Annotated in this window: 26 protein-coding genes and 1 pseudogene; all 27 read left to right on the top strand. The window is 41.8% G+C overall.

Going from position 1 to position 15,750, the window contains the following annotated elements:
* Window positions 1–1,524: pseudogene (locus B3O12_RS17810) on the top strand (DNA-directed RNA polymerase subunit beta'); the annotation flags it as partial.
* A 16-nt stretch (window positions 1,525–1,540) separates the two neighbouring features.
* Entirely contained in the window at window positions 1,541–1,861 is a 321-nt protein-coding gene (locus B3O12_RS17815) for a DUF3467 domain-containing protein (protein WP_189630256.1), read from the top strand.
* Between the two features lie 190 nt (window positions 1,862–2,051).
* Window positions 2,052–2,432 (top strand): 30S ribosomal protein S12, encoded by a 381-nt coding sequence (rpsL, locus tag B3O12_RS17820; RefSeq protein WP_068221218.1) that lies wholly within the window; start codon window positions 2,052–2,054, stop codon window positions 2,430–2,432.
* Window positions 2,433–2,446: 14 nt separating this feature from the next.
* Window positions 2,447–2,914 (top strand): 30S ribosomal protein S7, encoded by a 468-nt coding sequence (rpsG, locus tag B3O12_RS17825; RefSeq protein WP_189630257.1) that lies wholly within the window; start codon window positions 2,447–2,449, stop codon window positions 2,912–2,914.
* A gap of 15 nt (window positions 2,915–2,929) precedes the next feature.
* A complete protein-coding gene (gene fusA, locus B3O12_RS17830; RefSeq protein WP_286757292.1) occupies window positions 2,930–5,029 on the top strand; it encodes an elongation factor G in 2,100 nt (699 codons plus the stop codon).
* An 18-nt stretch (window positions 5,030–5,047) separates the two neighbouring features.
* Window positions 5,048–5,353 (top strand): 30S ribosomal protein S10, encoded by a 306-nt coding sequence (gene rpsJ, locus B3O12_RS17835; RefSeq protein WP_068221223.1) that lies wholly within the window; start codon window positions 5,048–5,050, stop codon window positions 5,351–5,353.
* 211 nt (window positions 5,354–5,564) lie between these two features.
* Complete coding sequence (gene rplC / locus B3O12_RS17840; RefSeq protein WP_189630259.1) at window positions 5,565–6,197, top strand: 50S ribosomal protein L3; 633 nt, start codon at window positions 5,565–5,567, stop codon at window positions 6,195–6,197.
* A gap of 4 nt (window positions 6,198–6,201) precedes the next feature.
* The gene (gene rplD, locus B3O12_RS17845; RefSeq protein WP_189630260.1) at window positions 6,202–6,828 is read left to right on the top strand and encodes a 50S ribosomal protein L4; all 627 of its coding nucleotides are present in this window, start codon (window positions 6,202–6,204) and stop codon (window positions 6,826–6,828) included.
* 7 nt (window positions 6,829–6,835) lie between these two features.
* The gene (gene rplW, locus B3O12_RS17850; RefSeq protein ID WP_189630261.1) at window positions 6,836–7,123 is read left to right on the top strand and encodes a 50S ribosomal protein L23; all 288 of its coding nucleotides are present in this window, start codon (window positions 6,836–6,838) and stop codon (window positions 7,121–7,123) included.
* Between the two features lie 10 nt (window positions 7,124–7,133).
* Complete coding sequence (gene rplB, locus B3O12_RS17855) at window positions 7,134–7,955, top strand: 50S ribosomal protein L2 (RefSeq protein WP_189630262.1); 822 nt, start codon at window positions 7,134–7,136, stop codon at window positions 7,953–7,955.
* Between the two features lie 6 nt (window positions 7,956–7,961).
* Complete coding sequence (gene rpsS / locus B3O12_RS17860) at window positions 7,962–8,237, top strand: 30S ribosomal protein S19 (RefSeq protein ID WP_189630263.1); 276 nt, start codon at window positions 7,962–7,964, stop codon at window positions 8,235–8,237.
* Entirely contained in the window at window positions 8,237–8,629 is a 393-nt protein-coding gene (rplV, locus tag B3O12_RS17865; RefSeq protein WP_286757293.1) for a 50S ribosomal protein L22, read from the top strand. The genes rpsS and rplV overlap by 1 nt, the downstream gene beginning before the upstream one ends.
* Window positions 8,630–8,635: 6 nt before the next feature.
* Window positions 8,636–9,358, top strand: coding sequence for a 30S ribosomal protein S3 (rpsC, locus tag B3O12_RS17870; protein WP_189630265.1), 723 nt, complete (start codon window positions 8,636–8,638; stop codon window positions 9,356–9,358).
* Window positions 9,359–9,381: 23 nt separating this feature from the next.
* Window positions 9,382–9,801 (top strand): 50S ribosomal protein L16, encoded by a 420-nt coding sequence (rplP, locus tag B3O12_RS17875; RefSeq protein WP_189630266.1) that lies wholly within the window; start codon window positions 9,382–9,384, stop codon window positions 9,799–9,801.
* Window positions 9,802–9,803: 2 nt separating this feature from the next.
* The gene (rpmC, locus tag B3O12_RS17880; RefSeq protein ID WP_189630267.1) at window positions 9,804–9,998 is read left to right on the top strand and encodes a 50S ribosomal protein L29; all 195 of its coding nucleotides are present in this window, start codon (window positions 9,804–9,806) and stop codon (window positions 9,996–9,998) included.
* An 8-nt stretch (window positions 9,999–10,006) separates the two neighbouring features.
* Complete coding sequence (gene rpsQ / locus B3O12_RS17885) at window positions 10,007–10,264, top strand: 30S ribosomal protein S17 (protein WP_189630268.1); 258 nt, start codon at window positions 10,007–10,009, stop codon at window positions 10,262–10,264.
* Window positions 10,265–10,266: 2 nt separating this feature from the next.
* Window positions 10,267–10,635 carry a 50S ribosomal protein L14 gene (gene rplN / locus B3O12_RS17890; RefSeq protein ID WP_189630269.1) on the top strand — a complete coding sequence of 123 codons (369 nt, stop codon included), beginning with the start codon at window positions 10,267–10,269 and terminating at the stop codon, window positions 10,633–10,635.
* Window positions 10,636–10,637: 2 nt separating this feature from the next.
* Window positions 10,638–10,985, top strand: coding sequence for a 50S ribosomal protein L24 (gene rplX, locus B3O12_RS17895; protein ID WP_189630270.1), 348 nt, complete (start codon window positions 10,638–10,640; stop codon window positions 10,983–10,985).
* A complete protein-coding gene (gene rplE, locus B3O12_RS17900; protein WP_189630271.1) occupies window positions 10,978–11,532 on the top strand; it encodes a 50S ribosomal protein L5 in 555 nt (184 codons plus the stop codon). Before rplX ends, rplE begins: the two co-directional genes overlap by 8 nt.
* A 7-nt stretch (window positions 11,533–11,539) precedes the next feature.
* Window positions 11,540–11,809, top strand: coding sequence for a 30S ribosomal protein S14 (gene rpsN / locus B3O12_RS17905; RefSeq protein WP_189630272.1), 270 nt, complete (start codon window positions 11,540–11,542; stop codon window positions 11,807–11,809).
* A gap of 139 nt (window positions 11,810–11,948) precedes the next feature.
* Entirely contained in the window at window positions 11,949–12,344 is a 396-nt protein-coding gene (rpsH, locus tag B3O12_RS17910) for a 30S ribosomal protein S8 (RefSeq protein WP_189630273.1), read from the top strand.
* A gap of 11 nt (window positions 12,345–12,355) precedes the next feature.
* A complete protein-coding gene (gene rplF, locus B3O12_RS17915) occupies window positions 12,356–12,907 on the top strand; it encodes a 50S ribosomal protein L6 (protein WP_189630274.1) in 552 nt (183 codons plus the stop codon).
* An 8-nt stretch (window positions 12,908–12,915) separates the two neighbouring features.
* The gene (rplR, locus tag B3O12_RS17920) at window positions 12,916–13,260 is read left to right on the top strand and encodes a 50S ribosomal protein L18 (protein ID WP_189630275.1); all 345 of its coding nucleotides are present in this window, start codon (window positions 12,916–12,918) and stop codon (window positions 13,258–13,260) included.
* A gap of 18 nt (window positions 13,261–13,278) precedes the next feature.
* Window positions 13,279–13,782 carry a 30S ribosomal protein S5 gene (rpsE, locus tag B3O12_RS17925; protein WP_370298998.1) on the top strand — a complete coding sequence of 168 codons (504 nt, stop codon included), beginning with the start codon at window positions 13,279–13,281 and terminating at the stop codon, window positions 13,780–13,782.
* Between the two features lie 6 nt (window positions 13,783–13,788).
* Window positions 13,789–13,968: a 50S ribosomal protein L30 gene (rpmD, locus tag B3O12_RS17930; RefSeq protein WP_189630277.1), complete on the top strand. Its 180-nt coding sequence runs from the start codon at window positions 13,789–13,791 to the stop codon at window positions 13,966–13,968.
* Window position 13,969: 1 nt separating this feature from the next.
* Window positions 13,970–14,416: a 50S ribosomal protein L15 gene (rplO, locus tag B3O12_RS17935; protein ID WP_189630278.1), complete on the top strand. Its 447-nt coding sequence runs from the start codon at window positions 13,970–13,972 to the stop codon at window positions 14,414–14,416.
* A 4-nt stretch (window positions 14,417–14,420) separates the two neighbouring features.
* Window positions 14,421–15,749, top strand: a complete 1,329-nt coding sequence (secY, locus tag B3O12_RS17940) for a preprotein translocase subunit SecY (RefSeq protein ID WP_189630279.1) — start codon at window positions 14,421–14,423, stop codon at window positions 15,747–15,749.
* Window position 15,750 lies beyond the last annotated feature (1 nt).

The raw sequence follows: 15,750 nt of genomic DNA on the forward strand, positions 1-15,750 counted from the left end.
CAGTCAATCGGTGAACCAGGTACACAGCTTACACTAAGAACATTCCACGTGGGTGGTACTGCCTCGAACATTGCTGTAGACGCGATGATTCAGGCCAAGTTCGATGGTGTGATTCAGTTTGAAGAACTTAGATCTTTACCAACTACTGACGATGAAGGCAATAAGATCAACATCGTGATGGGTAGAACCGGTGAGATTCAAATAGTTGATCCTAAGTCCAAGAAGGTGCTTATCTCTAACCACGTGCCTTATGGTGCAGTGCTCAAAGTAAAAGAAGGAGATAAAGTAGAGAAGGGCCAGGAACTATGTAAGTGGGATCCGTACAATGCGGTAATACTTTCAGAGTTTGACGGAACCATCGAGTTCGAATCCATTGAAGAAGGAATTACCTTCAAAGAGGAGTTCGATGAGCAAACAGGACACAGAGAGAAAGTAATTACCGATACTAAAGACAAAAACAAGAACCCTGCGGTGATTGTGAAGTCTAAGAATGAAACCAAATCTTACAACATTCCGGTAGGTGCCCACCTTTCTGTAGAGATAGGAGATAAAGTAAAAGTAGGACAGCCTTTGGCTAAGATTCCTAGAACCATGGGTAAATCACGCGATATTACGGGTGGTCTTCCAAGGGTAACAGAATTGTTCGAAGCCAGAAACCCATCTAACCCGGCCGTTGTGTCTGAAATTGATGGTGTAGTAACCTACGGTGGTATTAAGAGAGGTAACCGTGAAATCTTCATTGAGTCTAAAGACGGTGTGAAGAAGAAGTACATGGTGCCGCTTTCTAAGCACATTCTTGTTCAAGACAATGACTTCGTAAGAGCAGGGTATCCATTGTCTGATGGTGCCATCACTCCAAACGATATCTTGAATATTCAAGGACCAACTGCTGTTCAGGAATATTTGGTGAACGAGATTCAGGAAGTATACCGACTGCAAGGGGTGAAAATCAACGATAAGCACATTGAGGTTATCGTGAAGCAGATGATGCAGAAGGTAGAAATAATCGATGCAGGAGATACCCAATTCCTTCCTGGTCAGGTAGTAGATAAGTTTGTTTTCATGGAAGAAAACGACTCTATTCTCGACATGAAGGTTGTGTCTGATGCCGGAGACTCAGAGAATTTCAAGCCAGGTCAAATTGTTTCTCCACGAGATTTGAGAGATGAGAACTCAAGCTTGAAAAGACGTGATATGAAGTTGGTAGAGGTAAGAGATGCGCAACCAGCAGTGTCTCAACCAAAACTACAAGGTATCACTCAAGCCTCTTTGGGTACAGATAGCTTCATTTCGGCAGCATCATTCCAGGAAACCACCAAAGTATTGAGTGAAGCCTCAATCAAAGGTAAGGCCGATACATTGAACGGATTGAAAGAAAACGTAATTGTTGGACATTTGATCCCGGCTGGTACCGGAATGAGAGAGTATGAAAACCTCATAGTAGGCAACAAAGAAGAATATGAAAAACTTCAGGCTGCTAAAGAGGCTTATCATTCAGAATCTGAAGAGAAAGTACAGTACTAATTAGCAAAGCTTAGCTATGGCAGAACAAAACGAGCAAAAACAGAACCAGCTGAATATTGAACTGACGGAAGAAGTTGCCGAAGGTCAATACGTGAACCTGGCCATGATTGCTCACTCAAACAGCGAGTTTGTGATCGATTTTATAAAGATGATGCCCGGTGTGCCAAAGGCCAAGGTGAAGTCGCGAATCGTAATTACTCCTGAACATGCCAAGCGACTGCTTTATGCACTGAAGGACAATATCGATAAGTTCGAGAATAACTTTGGACCAATAAAGCAGGCCGATGAACCGCCCAAATTCCCTATGAATTTTGGAGGTACGGTTGGCGAAGCTTAGCATTGAAACAATACAAATGAAGGGTTACTTCGGTAACCCTTTTTTTATTACATAGGACTAAAATACAAGTAGTTAAAGGCGATGAACTATTCAATTTTATTTGATAGCATCTGTTTGTTTCAAAAACTTCTTTCACTACCTTTGCAGTCCAAAATTTGTAACTAGGAAAATAAAATCTAAAATTCTGTAAATGCCTACTATACAACAACTAGTAAGAAAGGGCCGAAAGAAATTGACTTCAAAGTCAAAATCTCCAGCTTTGGATAGCTGCCCGCAGAGAAGAGGGGTTTGTACTAGGGTGTATACAACTACTCCTAAAAAACCTAACTCAGCTATGAGAAAAGTAGCAAGGGTAAGGTTAACCAATGGAAAAGAAGTAAACGCCTACATCCCAGGTGAAGGTCATAACCTTCAGGAGCACTCAATTGTACTGATCAGAGGTGGTAGAGTAAAAGACCTTCCCGGTGTGAGATATCACATTATCCGAGGCGCATTAGATACTGCCGGTGTAAACGGTCGACTGCAAAGAAGATCGAAATACGGTGCAAAACGACCTAAAGACAAGAAATAATCAATTAACAAATAATGAGAAAAGCTAAACCAAAGAAGAGATATATTCTTCCTGACCCGAAGTTCCACGATACTTTGGTGACTAAGTTCGTGAACTACCTGATGGTGGACGGTAAGAAGAGTATTGCCTACAGCATTTTCTACGATGCTATTGCTTTAGTAGAAAAGCGTACTGGTGAGAATGGTCTTGAGACTTGGAAAAAAGCATTGAGTAACATCATGCCTTCTGTTGAAGTGAAGTCGAGAAGAGTGGGTGGTGCTACCTTTCAGGTGCCTACCGAAGTAAGACCTTCCAGAAAGACATCACTCGGTATCAAGTGGATGATTTCCTTTGCCAGAAAAAGAGGTGAAAAAACCATGATGGAGCGATTGGCTGGAGAGATCATTGCCGCTTCTAAAGGAGAAGGAGCTGCCGTGAAGAAGAAAGATGATACTCACCGTATGGCAGAAGCAAACAAAGCATTTTCACACTTTAGATTTTAATTCCTACTAACAATCATGGCAAGAGATTTAAGACTAACTCGGAACATTGGTATTGCTGCGCACATCGATGCCGGTAAGACCACTACCACCGAGCGTATTCTATATTATACCGGTGTTTCGCACAAAATTGGTGAAGTTCACGATGGTGCGGCCACAATGGACTGGATGGAGCAGGAGCAAGAAAGAGGTATTACCATTACTTCTGCCGCTACCACTGTATTCTGGAACTATAAAAACGAGCAATACCACATCAACATTATTGACACCCCCGGTCACGTAGACTTTACCGTAGAGGTAAACAGATCTTTGCGTGTATTGGATGGCCTGGTATTCTTGTTTTCTGCTGTTGACGGTGTTGAGCCTCAGTCAGAGACTAACTGGAGACTAGCAGATAACTACAAAGTAGCTCGTCTTGGTTTCGTAAATAAAATGGACCGCGCTGGTGCCGACTTCCTCGCTGTGTGTAAGCAAGTAAAGGAGATGTTGGGTACTAAGGCAGTTCCTCTCCAGTTGCCCATAGGTGCTGAAGATACCTTCAAAGGAGTTGTTGACCTTGTAGAAAATAAGGCTATCGTTTGGAACGAGGAAGATATGGGTATGACCTATAACGAAATCGAGATTCCGGCCGATATGGTTGATGACGTAGCCGAATACAGAGAGTACCTTTTGGAGGCTATTGCTGAGTACGATGATTCATTGATGGAGAAATTCTTCGATGATCCAGACTCAATTACCAGAGAAGAAATTATTGCTGCCTTAAGAAAAGCAACCATTAATTTGGACTTTGTGCCAATGCTATGTGGTTCAGCTTTCAAAAACAAAGGAGTTCAGTCTATGCTGAACTACGTAATGGAGCTACTTCCTTCTCCGTTGGATAGAGATAATATCATTGGTACCGATCCGGACAGTGAGGAAAAAATATCTAGAAAGCCAGATCCAAACGGTCCGTTTGCTGCTTTGGCCTTTAAAATCGCTACCGACCCATTCGTAGGTAGACTTTGTTTTGTAAGGTCTTACTCAGGAATGCTCGATTCAGGTTCATACGTGTATAACACCAGAACCAATAAGAAAGAGAGGATCTCGAGAATCTTCCAAATGCACGCCAACAAGCAAAACCCAATTGAAAGTCTTCATGCAGGAGATATTGCAGCGGTGGTTGGATTTAAAGATATCAAAACAGGTGATACACTTTGCGATGAGAAACACAAGATTGTTCTCGAGTCTATGGTGTTCCCTGAGCCTGTAATCGGTTATGCTATTGAGCCTAAGACTCAGGCCGATGTAGATAAGCTGGGTATGGCCATCGCCAAGTTGGTGGAGGAAGATCCAACTTTGACCGTAAATACAGACGAGGAAACTGGTCAAACAATTCTGAGAGGTATGGGTGAGCTTCACCTAGACATTATCATGGATCGTTTGAAGAGAGAGTTCAAAGTAGAGGTTAATCAGGGAGCACCACAGGTGGCTTATAAAGAATCGATTAACTCAAGCGTAGAACATAAAGAAGTATACAAAAAGCAAACAGGTGGTAAAGGTAAATTTGCCGATATCGTATTCGAACTCGGACCAGCCGATGACGACTGGGAAGGTACCGGTTTGCAGTTTATAAATGCTATTGTAGGTGGTGTTATTCCAAAGGAATTCATTCCGGCAGTAGAGAAGGGCTTCAAGTCGGCAATGGACAATGGTCCTTTGGCTGGCTATCCGCTAGAGCGAATGAAAGTTAGACTATTCCACGGATCATATCACGATGTGGATTCAGACGCACTTTCTTTTGAAATGGCTGCCAGACTAGGTTTCAAAGAGGCTGCTAAAAAAGCATCTCCAAAACTGATGGAGCCAATTATGGCGGTTGATGTCGTTACGCCTGATGAGTATACTGGTTCAATAACCGGTGACTTGAACAGAAGAAGAGGTATTATGAAAGGTATGGATACCAAAGGTACTTCTACTGTGGTTAAGGCTAGCGTTCCGCTTTCAGAGTTGTTTGGCTACGTAACCGATTTGAGAACAATGTCATCTGGTAGAGCTACTGCCTCATTGACCTTCTCACATTACGATGTAGTGCCTAATAACATTGCTGAAGAGGTAATTAAAAAGTCTAAAGGTGAATAACCTGTAAATTTGTAAGAAATGACACAGAAGATCAGAATCAAACTAAAGTCATACGATCATAACCTGGTGGATAAGTCATCTGAGAAGATCGTTAGAGCTGTGAAAACTACCGGAGCTATTGTTAGCGGACCCATTCCGTTGCCAACAGTAAAGGAGAAATTTACAGTGTTGAGATCACCGCACGTGAACAAGAAGTCTCGTGAGCAGTTTCAGCTTTGCACATATAAAAGATTGGTAGATATCTACTCATCTAGTGCAAAAACTGTAGATGCTTTGATGAAACTTGAGCTTCCTTCAGGTGTAGACGTTGAGATTAAGGTTTAATTAGATAATAAAGAGAAATAGAAAGAGGCTGTTCTTGTAAGAATGGCCTCTTTTTTATGCACTGATAGGGCCGATTTGGGGCTAACGAATTGAATGAGAAATAATTATTTCAAATTCTATATCCACTGTTTGTAACAAAATATTTAATCCCTATCTTTGCAGTCCGTTTCTCGGAAGCGCTACATATGTAGTGCTTAAAATGAATGAAAAGATGTCTGGAATAATCGGAAAAAAAATCGGAATGACTAGCATCTATGGTGCCGATGGACAAAATGTCGCATGCACGGTTATAGAAGCTGGTCCTTGCGTTATAACGCAAGTAAAAAATGAAGACACAGACGGATATAGGGCTGTACAACTCGCTTTTGGTGAGCGTAAGGAGAAGAATACTCCTAAGGCTTTGAAAGGTCACTTTCAAAAGGCCAATACAACACCAAAGAAAGAGGTGGTTGAGTTCCGAGACTTCCGTGAAGAATTCGAAGGTCAGGTTGCCTTGGGTAATGTCATCTCTGTAGGAGATGTGTTCAAAGAAGGTGACTTTGTTGATGCTATCGGAACCTCAAAAGGTAAAGGGTTCCAGGGGGTTGTTAAAAGACACGGCTTCGGTGGTGTTGGTCAGGCAACTCACGGTCAGCACAACAGATTAAGAGCTCCGGGTTCTATTGGTGGTGCCTCTTATCCTGCAAGAGTATTTAAAGGTACTCGTATGGCAGGAAGAATGGGTAATGATAGAGTTAAGGTAATTAACCTTAAAGTGATGAAAGTAGTGCCGGAAAAGAACCTCATCGTAGTGAGTGGTTCTGTGCCGGGAGCTAAGAATTCAATCGTAGTACTAGAGAAATAAGAAAATGGAGATTGCAGTATTAAAAAATAGTGGAGAAGACACTGGAAGAAAAGTTAGTCTTTCAGATGATATCTTCGGTATTGAGCCAAACGATCACGCGATCTACCTGGATGTGAAGCAATACCTGGCTAATCAACGTCAGGGTACTCATAAATCTAAAGAAAGAGGTGAGATCTCTGGTTCTACGAAAAAAATAAAGAGACAAAAGGGAACAGGTACTGCCAGAGCTGGTAGCATTAAGTCTCCTGTGTTTAGAGGTGGGGGTAGAGTATTCGGTCCTCAACCTAGAGACTATAGTTTCAAGTTAAACAAGAAGTTAAAGGTTTTGGCCAGAAAGTCAGCATTGGCTTACAAGGCCAAAGAAAACAATGTGGTTGTTTTGGAAGACCTCTCTTTTGAGGCTCCAAAAACCAAGGAGTTTATTAAAGTGTTGAAAGGCCTTTCTGTAGCCGATAAGAAAACGCTTTTGGTGATTCCGGAGAGCAACAAGAATGTAGTGCTTTCAGGTAGAAATCTTCAGAATGCAAAAATCACTACGGCTGATTCTTTGAACACTTACGATGTGTTGAATGCTGATAGCCTTTTGATTAGCGAGAGTTCAATTGAAAAGCTTGAAAACCTTCTAAAGTAATCGAAAGATGAGTGTTTTAAAGAAGCCATTAGTTACAGAAAAAGTATCGGCCCTTAACGAAAAAGGCACCTACGGATTTATCGTAGATAAAGATGCCAACAAGGTTGAGATCAAGAAGGCTGTAGAAGATATGTACGGTGTAACGGTAGAGTCTGTGAATACCATGAACTATCAGGGTAAAAACAAATCACGCTACACTAAATCCAGAATTATTGCTGGTAGAGCTAGTTCATTTAAGAAAGCAATTGTAACTGTTGCTGAGGGAGAGGTAATCGATTTTTACAGCGGCATTTAATTGAAGTAAAATGGGTGTAAAGAAATTAAGACCAATGACCCCAGGCACAAGAGGCCGTATAGCACCAGACTTTGTAGATGTGACTACAGCGTCACCCGAGAAGTCTTTGCTTACAACTCTTAAGAAATCTGGAGGTAGAAATAATACCGGAAAAATGACCATGCGCTACATTGGTGGTGGTCATAAAAAGAAAATCAGAATTATCGATTTCAAAAGAGAGAAGTTTGATGTTCCGGCAACAGTAAAAAGCATCGAGTATGATCCTACTCGCTCTGCTAGAATTGCATTGCTTTACTATGCAGATGGTGAGAAAAGATACATCATCGCTCCTGAAGGATTGAAAGTAGGACAGCAGGTTGTCTCAGGTGAGTCAGTAGCTCCCGAAGTAGGTAACGCCCTGCCGCTTTCTAAAATTCCTCTGGGTACCATTGTACACAATGTAGAGTTCAAGCCTGGTAAAGGTGCCGGAATGGCAAGAAGTGCCGGGTCTTATGTTCAGTTGGTGGCAAGAGATGGTAAATACGCTACTCTCAAAATGCCTTCAGGTGAAATGAGAAACATACTTTCTTCATGTATGGCCACAATTGGTGCTGTAGGCAACTCTGAGCACATGAACGTGAGGTTAGGTAAAGCTGGTAGAAAAAGATGGTTGGGTAGAAGACCAAGAGTAAGAGGTGTTGTGATGAACCCGGTAGATCACCCAATGGGTGGTGGTGAAGGTAGAGCCTCTGGAGGTCACCCAAGATCTAGAAATGGCCTTTATGCCAAGGGTCAGAAAACCAGAACCCCTAAGAAGTATTCAAACAGATTGATCATCGGTAAAAAGAAATAATCTAGCATGGCACGTTCATTAAAAAAAGGACCATATATAGATTTTAGATTGGCTAAAAAAGTTGAAGCCATGGAAGAATCTGGAAAAAAGTCGGTGATAAAGACTTGGTCCAGAAGGTCTATGATTTCTCCTGACTTCATTGGTCATACATTTGCGGTTCATAACGGAAATAAGTTCATTCCGGTATTTGTAACCGAAAACATGGTAGGCCACAAATTCGGTGAATTCGCACCTACCAGAAACTTTAGAGGTCACATTGCTAAAAAAGACAAGAAGAGATAATGGAAGCAGTTGCAAAACTAAATAATGTTCCTACTTCTCCTCGTAAGATGAGAATGGTCGCAGACCTGATCAGAGGCGAGCGTGTGAACAAGGCATTGAACATATTAAAGTACGAGCCTAAAGAAGGTGCTGCCAGACTTGAAAAGTTGTTGCTTTCAGCAATCTCTAACTGGCAATCGAAAAACGAGGATGCCAGACTCGAAGATGCGGATCTGTATATCAAAGAGATTCATGTAGACGGTGGGAGAATCCTCAAAAGATTGAGACCTGCACCACAGGGTAGAGCGCACAGAATTAGAAAAAGATCAAATCATGTAACTATTGTTGTTGCGGCTAAAAACGCAACCGAGGTTACCGCTGAGGAAGTAGTAAATAACGAAACTGATAATTAATAACAGATGGGACAGAAAGTTAACCCTGTTGGTTTCAGATTAGGAATTGTTCGTGGCTGGGACTCTAGCTGGTACGGTGGAAAAGACTTCTCTGATAAACTGGTCGAAGATCAGGAAATCAGAAAATATATTGATGCCCGAATTCCTAAAGGTGGTATTTCAAAGGTTGTTATTGAAAGAACCATCAAGAGAATCACTATCACCGTTCATACCGCCAGACCAGGCGTTGTGATTGGTAAAGGAGGGCAAGAAGTTGATCGAATTAAGGAAGAGCTTAAAAAGCTTACCGGAAAAGATGTTCAGATCAACATTTTCGAAATCAAAAGACCTGAGCTCGATGCCAAATTGGTAGGAGAGTCTGTAGCTCAACAGTTGCAGGCCAGAATTTCCTACAGAAGAGCCATGAAGCAAGCCATTGCCTCGGCCATTAGAGTAGGAGCTCAAGGAATTAAAATTAAGTGTTCTGGTAGACTCGGAGGTGCTGAAATGGCACGTACTGAGATGTACAAAGAAGGAAGAATTCCTTTGCATACACTTAGAGCCGACATCGATTATGCCATCTCTGAAGCCGATACTGTTTACGGTAAAATCGGTATCAAAGTGTGGATCTTTAAAGGTGAAGTTTACGGTAAGAGAGATCTTTCTCCAAACGTAGGCATCTCTAACCAAATGGGTGGCGGTGAAAGAAGATCTGCCGGTAGAAGAGCTAACCGCGGTAAAAAGAAGTAACCCAACTGTAAAACGGAGAGAAGATGTTACAGCCAAAAAGAACCAAGTTTAGAAAAATGCAGAAAGGCCGCGTTAAAGGCGTGGCCGGACGTGGACATACATTGTCTTTCGGAACATTCGGTATCAAATCGCTTGAACCCGGTTGGATTACAAGCCGTCAGATTGAGGCCGCTCGTATTGCTATGACAAGAGCAATGAAAAGAGAAGGTCAGGTTTGGATCAGAATTTTCCCTGATAAGCCAATTACCAGCAAACCTGCAGAGGTACGTATGGGTAAAGGTAAAGGTGCTCCAGAATACTGGGTGGCCGTTGTTAAGCCGGGTACAGTGCTTTTCGAAGCAGCCGGTGTTGATATAAATTTGGCGAAAGAAGCTTTGAGACTTGCTGCTCAGAAGTTGCCTCTTTCTACAAAGTTTGTTGTACGTAGAGATTACGTGGGATAATTATGAAAAATTCAGAAATCAAAGCACTCTCTGTAGAAGAGCTGAAGGAGAAAATAAATACAGAGTCTAGCAACTTGCAAAAATTACACTTTGCACACGCTATCTCTCCAATTGAAAACCCGATGAAGATCAGACATTCAAGACGTCTGCTCGCCAGGTTAAAAACAGAGTTAAGGGCTAAGGAACTTGCTAATTAATTAGGAGCATGGAGACCAGAAATCTTAGAAAAGAAAGAATCGGTGTGGTAACTAGCAATAAAATGGAAAAGACCATTACTGTTGCAGTTCAGAGAAAAGAGAAGCACCCGATCTATGGTAAGTTTGTGAAGAAAACTACCAAATTTGCGGCTCATGACGAAAAGAACGAATGCGGAATAGGTGACACTGTTCGTATTATGGAGACTCGTCCGCTGAGCAAAAGAAAGCGTTGGAGACTAGTTGAAATTATTGAAAGAGCCAAGTAATCATGATTAGACAAGAATCAAGACTAAACGTAGCCGATAACAGTGGTGCTAAAGAAGTACTCTGTATTCGTGTACTTGGCGGTACTAAGAAAAAGTACGCCACAGTAGGTGATAAGATTGTGGTCTCTGTGAAATCTGCTCACTCTTCTAGCAGCCTTAAAAAAGGTACAGTGTCTAAAGCGGTTATCGTTAGGACCAAGAAAGAAGTGAGAAGAAAAGACGGATCTTACATTCGTTTCGAAGATAATGCTGCCGTATTGTTGAACAACAACGATGAGCCAAGAGGTACTCGTATGTTCGGCCCGGTAGCTAGAGAATTGCGCGAAAAGCAATTCATGAAGATCGTTTCATTGGCTCCTGAAGTATTGTAATCATGAAAAAGAATCAAACTGTAGTGAAAAAGCTTCATGTGAGAAAAGGCGATACTGTAAAAGTTATTTCCGGTAATAGCAAAAGCAAAACCGGTAAAGTACTTGAGGTATTTCCCGATAAGAATAGAGCTATCGTAGAAGGCGTAAATATTGTCTCCAAGCACATTAAGCCTTCAGCTTCTAATCCAAATGGTGGTATAGAAAAAACCGAGGCTCCCATCCATATCTCAAACCTTATGGTTGTAGATCCTTCTTCTGGAGAAGCTACCAGAGTAGGTAGAAAACTGGATGAAAATGGAAAACTAGTTAGATACGCTAAAAAATCTGGGGAGGTAATTAAAAATGGCTAGTCCGAGATTAAAAGAAAAATACAATCAGGAAATTGTTCCTGCATTGAAAGAGAAGTTTCAGTACTCCAGCATTATGCAGGTACCTAAGGTTACAAAAGTGGTTGTGAACAAAGGTATTGGTGCTGCAGTAGCCGACAAGAAACTTGTAGATGTTGGAGTAGAAGAACTCACAACCATCACCGGTCAAAAAGCGGTACCCACCATTGCTAAAAACTCTATCTCTAACTTTAAGTTGAGAGAGGGAATGCCAATTGGTGCCATGGTTACCCTGAGAGGTGATAAAATGTATGAGTTCATCGATAGACTTGTGAACATTGCTCTTCCTCGAGTGAGAGACTTTAGAGGAGTGAAAGATAAGGGCTTTGATGGTAGAGGAAACTACACCCTTGGTGTAAAAGAGCAAATCATCTTCCCTGAAATATCTATCGATAAGGTGAACAAAATTACTGGTATGGACATTACGTTCGTTACCACTGCAAATACTGACGAAGAAAGTTTCGAGTTGCTGAAGGCGTTGGGTATGCCTTTCGCTACCGGTAAAAAATAAGACAAATATGGCTAGAGAAGCAGTAAAAGCTAGAGAAAGAAAAAGAGAAAGACTCGTAGCCCGCTATGCTGAAAAAAGAGCTAAGCTTAAGGCAGAAGGTGACTACGAAGGTCTGGACAAATTGCCAAGAAATGCCTCTCCGGTAAGATTACACAACCGTTGTAAGCTTACAGGAAGACCTAAAGGATACATGAGAAAATTCGGTATCTCAAGGGTAACCTTCAGAGAGATGGCTTCTGCAGGTAAGATTCCTGGAGTTACAAAAGCAAGCTGGTAAACTTTCTTTTTATTACAAGAAAATATCAATACCTTTGCAGGCCGGTTTCGGCCGGAAGGTATTTAACATTTTATAAAGGGCATGCCTGGGTGATATCGCCAGGGTGCACACGCTCAAAAACAGCGTAAAACATTAAAAAATGACTGATCCAATAGCAGATTATTTAACGCGTTTGAGAAACGCGATAAAAGCAAAGCACAGAGTGATCGAGATTCCAGCCTCTAAGGTGAAGAAGGAAATCACTAAAGTGCTTCATGAAAAAGGCTACATCTTGAATTATAAGTTCGAAGATGATGGTGTTCAGGGTAAGATTAAAATTGCCTTGAAATACAATTCACGTACTAAAGAGCCGGCTATTCTGAAACTTCAAAGAATCAGTAAGCCAGGTTTGAGAAAGTATGCAGGTGCTGAAGAGCTTCCAAGAGTGTTGAACGGACTTGGAATTGCTATCATTTCTACTTCCAGAGGTATTATGACCGATAAGGAAGCCAGAACTCAGCATATTGGTGGGGAAATATTGTGTCACGTATACTAGAATATAGATAGATGTCACGAATTGGTAATAAACCGATCACTCTTCCTTCTGGCGTATCTGTAGACGTAGCTGCCGGTGCGGTTACTGTTAAAGGACCAAAGGGTGAGTTGACTCAGGAGATTGATCCTGATTTCAAAGTAACTGTTGAAGATGGTGTTATGAGCATTGTTCGTCCTACGGATCAAAAAAGACACAAGTCTTTGCATGGTTTGTACAGAGCTTTGCTAAACAACATGGTTGTGGGAGTTAATCAGGGTTATACTAAAGAGCTCGAGTTGGTGGGTGTAGGTTACAAAGCTGCAGTTGCTAACAATGTGTTGGAGCTAAACCTTGGATATTCGCATAACATATATATGCAGGTGCCAGACGAAGTTAAGGCCGAGGCTAAAATGGATAAGGGTAAAAACCCTATCGTAACTTTGTCTAGTACAGATAAAGAATTAATTGGACAAGTAGCTGCTCAGATCAGATCGCTTAGAAAAACTGAACCTTACAAAGGAAAAGGTATCAAGTTCGTTGGTGAGAAGATTAGAAGAAAGGCTGGTAAAACTGCTTCTAAATAAAGGGTATCATGGCTATTAGTAAGAGTAGACTTAGAATCAAAAGAGGAATCAGAAAGAAGATTTCCGGAACGGCAGCTAGGCCTAGAGTTTCTGTATTCAAGAGTAATACAAAAATATATGCTCAGATTATAGACGATGAGCAAGGACACACCTTAGTGTCTGCTTCTTCAGCAGAGCTTGGAGCAAAAGAAAATACCACTGTAGAAGTGGCCAGAGAAGTTGGTAAAAAATTGGCCGAAAAGGCCACAGCCAACGGCATCAGTTCAGTGGTTTTTGATAGAAACGGATATGTCTACCACGGTAAAGTGAAGGCTTTGGCCGATGGTGCAAGAGAAGGTGGTCTTAAATTTTAAAAAGAGATGACACAAAAAATGAACAGAGTTAAAGCTAGTGACATCGACTTGAAAGAAAAAGTTGTTGCCATTAAGCGTGTAGCCAAAGTAGTAAAAGGTGGTAGAAGGTTCAGTTTCTCTGCAATTGTTGTGGTAGGTGACGGAAACGGTGTTGTAGGTTACGGATTGGGAAAAGCCAATGAAGTAACAGACGCTATCACCAAAGGTATAGATGACGCTAAGAAGAATTTGGTAGAAGTACCCGTACTGAAAGGTACAGTACCGCACGAGGCACTTGGTAAGTTTGGAGGAGGTTTTGTATTAGTGAAGCCGGCTTCTGAAGGTACTGGTGTGATTGCGGGTGGTGCTATGCGTGCCGTATTCGAATCAGCAGGTATTCACAACGTATTGGCCAAGTCCAAGGGCTCTTCCAACCCACACAACGTGGTAAAAGCAACCTTCGATGCGTTGCTAAAAATGAGAGATCCTTATACTGTTGCTGAACAAAGAGGTGTAGAATTAGAGAAAGTTTTTAACGGGTAATTTACTATGGCGAAGGTTATTATTACGCAAACAAGAAGTACCATCGACAGACCTGAAAAACAAAAAAGAACTATTCAGGCACTCGGTTTAGGTAAAATCAACCGTTCAGTTGAGGTAGAACTTACTCCTCAAATTGCCGGTATGATCGATAAAGTAAATCACCTTGTATCTGTAAAGGAAGCATAAGATGAAACTGAATACATTAAAACCTGCAGAAGGTTCTACAAAATCAAATAAAAGGGTAGGTAGAGGCCAGGGATCCGGTAGAGGTGGAACCTCTACAAGAGGACACAAAGGTGCCAAATCAAGATCAGGTTATTCAAGAAAGGCCGGTTTTGAAGGTGGTCAGATGCCTCTTCAGAGAAGAGTGCCTAAGTTCGGTTTCAATAGCCCTAACAGAACAGAGTATAAAGCCATCAACCTTGATACTATTCAGCAGTTGGTAGACCAGTCTGGTGAGTCAGTGATCAATCTGGAAGTACTAGCCTCTCATGGCTTGGCTGCTAAGAATGACCTCATCAAGGTGTTGGGCAGAGGAGAGCTTAAGTCAAAAGTAGAAGTGACAGCACATAAATTCTCTGCTACTGCTGAGGCAGCTATTGAGAAAGTAGGAGGTACTGTTACAAAGCTTTAATTCAATGAAGAAATTCATCACCACCATAAAGAATATTTTTTCCATTGAGGAACTAAGAAATAGAATCCTAGCCACGCTAGGATTCCTCGTCATTTTCAGACTAGGGTCTTTTGTTGTACTACCTGGTGTAGATCCCAACTTATTGACCGATGCTGATGGTGGTATTTTTGGTATCCTCAACGCATTGTTAGGAGGTTCTTTTAGCAGAGCTTCCATTTTTGGATTAGGTATTATGCCTTACATCTCAGCATCTATTGTGATTCAGCTGATGACTGTGGCCGTGCCTAGCTTCCAGAAAATGCAAAAGGAGGGAGAATCAGGAAGAAAGAAGCTCACACAAATTACGCGGGTACTAACCATACTGGTTACTCTTGCTCAAAGTGTGGGATACATTAAGGTGACCATACTCAACGAAAACGCGTTGGCCCCCGGTGTAGATCCTACTTTCTTTATGATTACGGCCATGATTCTACTCACTTCAGGAACGATGTTCTGTATGTGGTTAGGTGAGAAGATCACTGATAAGGGAATTGGAAACGGAATTTCAATGCTTATCATGATCGGAATTATCTCAAGCTTGCCTGCAGCGGCCATCAATGAGTTCTTTGTAACCAATGGTTTGAGCAGAGCAATCTTTACAGTAGTAGAAATATTAGTGTTGTTCGGAGTAGTAATTGTAACGGTAGCATTGGTACAAGCCACGCGTAGAATTCCGGTACAATACGCCAAGCAAGTAGTAGGAGGCAAGGTATATGGCGGTCAGCGTCAGTTCATTCCTCTGAAAGTTAATGCGGCAGGTGTTATGCCAATCATTTTTGCTCAGGCACTAATGATTCTTCCTACACTAATAGGTCAGATATGGGCAGAGAATAATGACTTTGCCGCTCGAATGACCACCATGTTCTCGAATATTTACGGTTGGCAGTACAATGTGGTGTTTGCCATTTTAATCATTGCCTTCACTTTCTTCTACACGGCCATTACCGTGAACCCGTCTAGCATGGCTGACGATTTGAAGAGAAACGGAGGCTTTATTCCTGGTATTAAACCGGGCAAACCAACCTCCGAATTTATAGGTGGAGTATTAGATAAAATTACCCTTCCTGGCTCTGTGTTCTTAGCCATTATTGCGGTGCTTCCTGTGTTTGCCCGTAATGCAGGAGTTGGCGATGCATTCGCCCAGTTCTATGGTGGAACCTCATTGCTCATTATGGTAGGTGTAATACTCGATACGCTACAGCAGATTGAGAGCTACCTGCTCATGAGACATTATGAAGGCATGATGAAGTCGGGCAAGATGAGAGGAAGATCTCAGAATGTAGCGGTGGCGTAAA

Origin of the sequence: Roseivirga sp. UBA838 (genome assembly GCF_002296035.1) — a bacterium.
Lineage (GTDB): Bacteria > Bacteroidota > Bacteroidia > Cytophagales > Cyclobacteriaceae > Roseivirga > Roseivirga thermotolerans.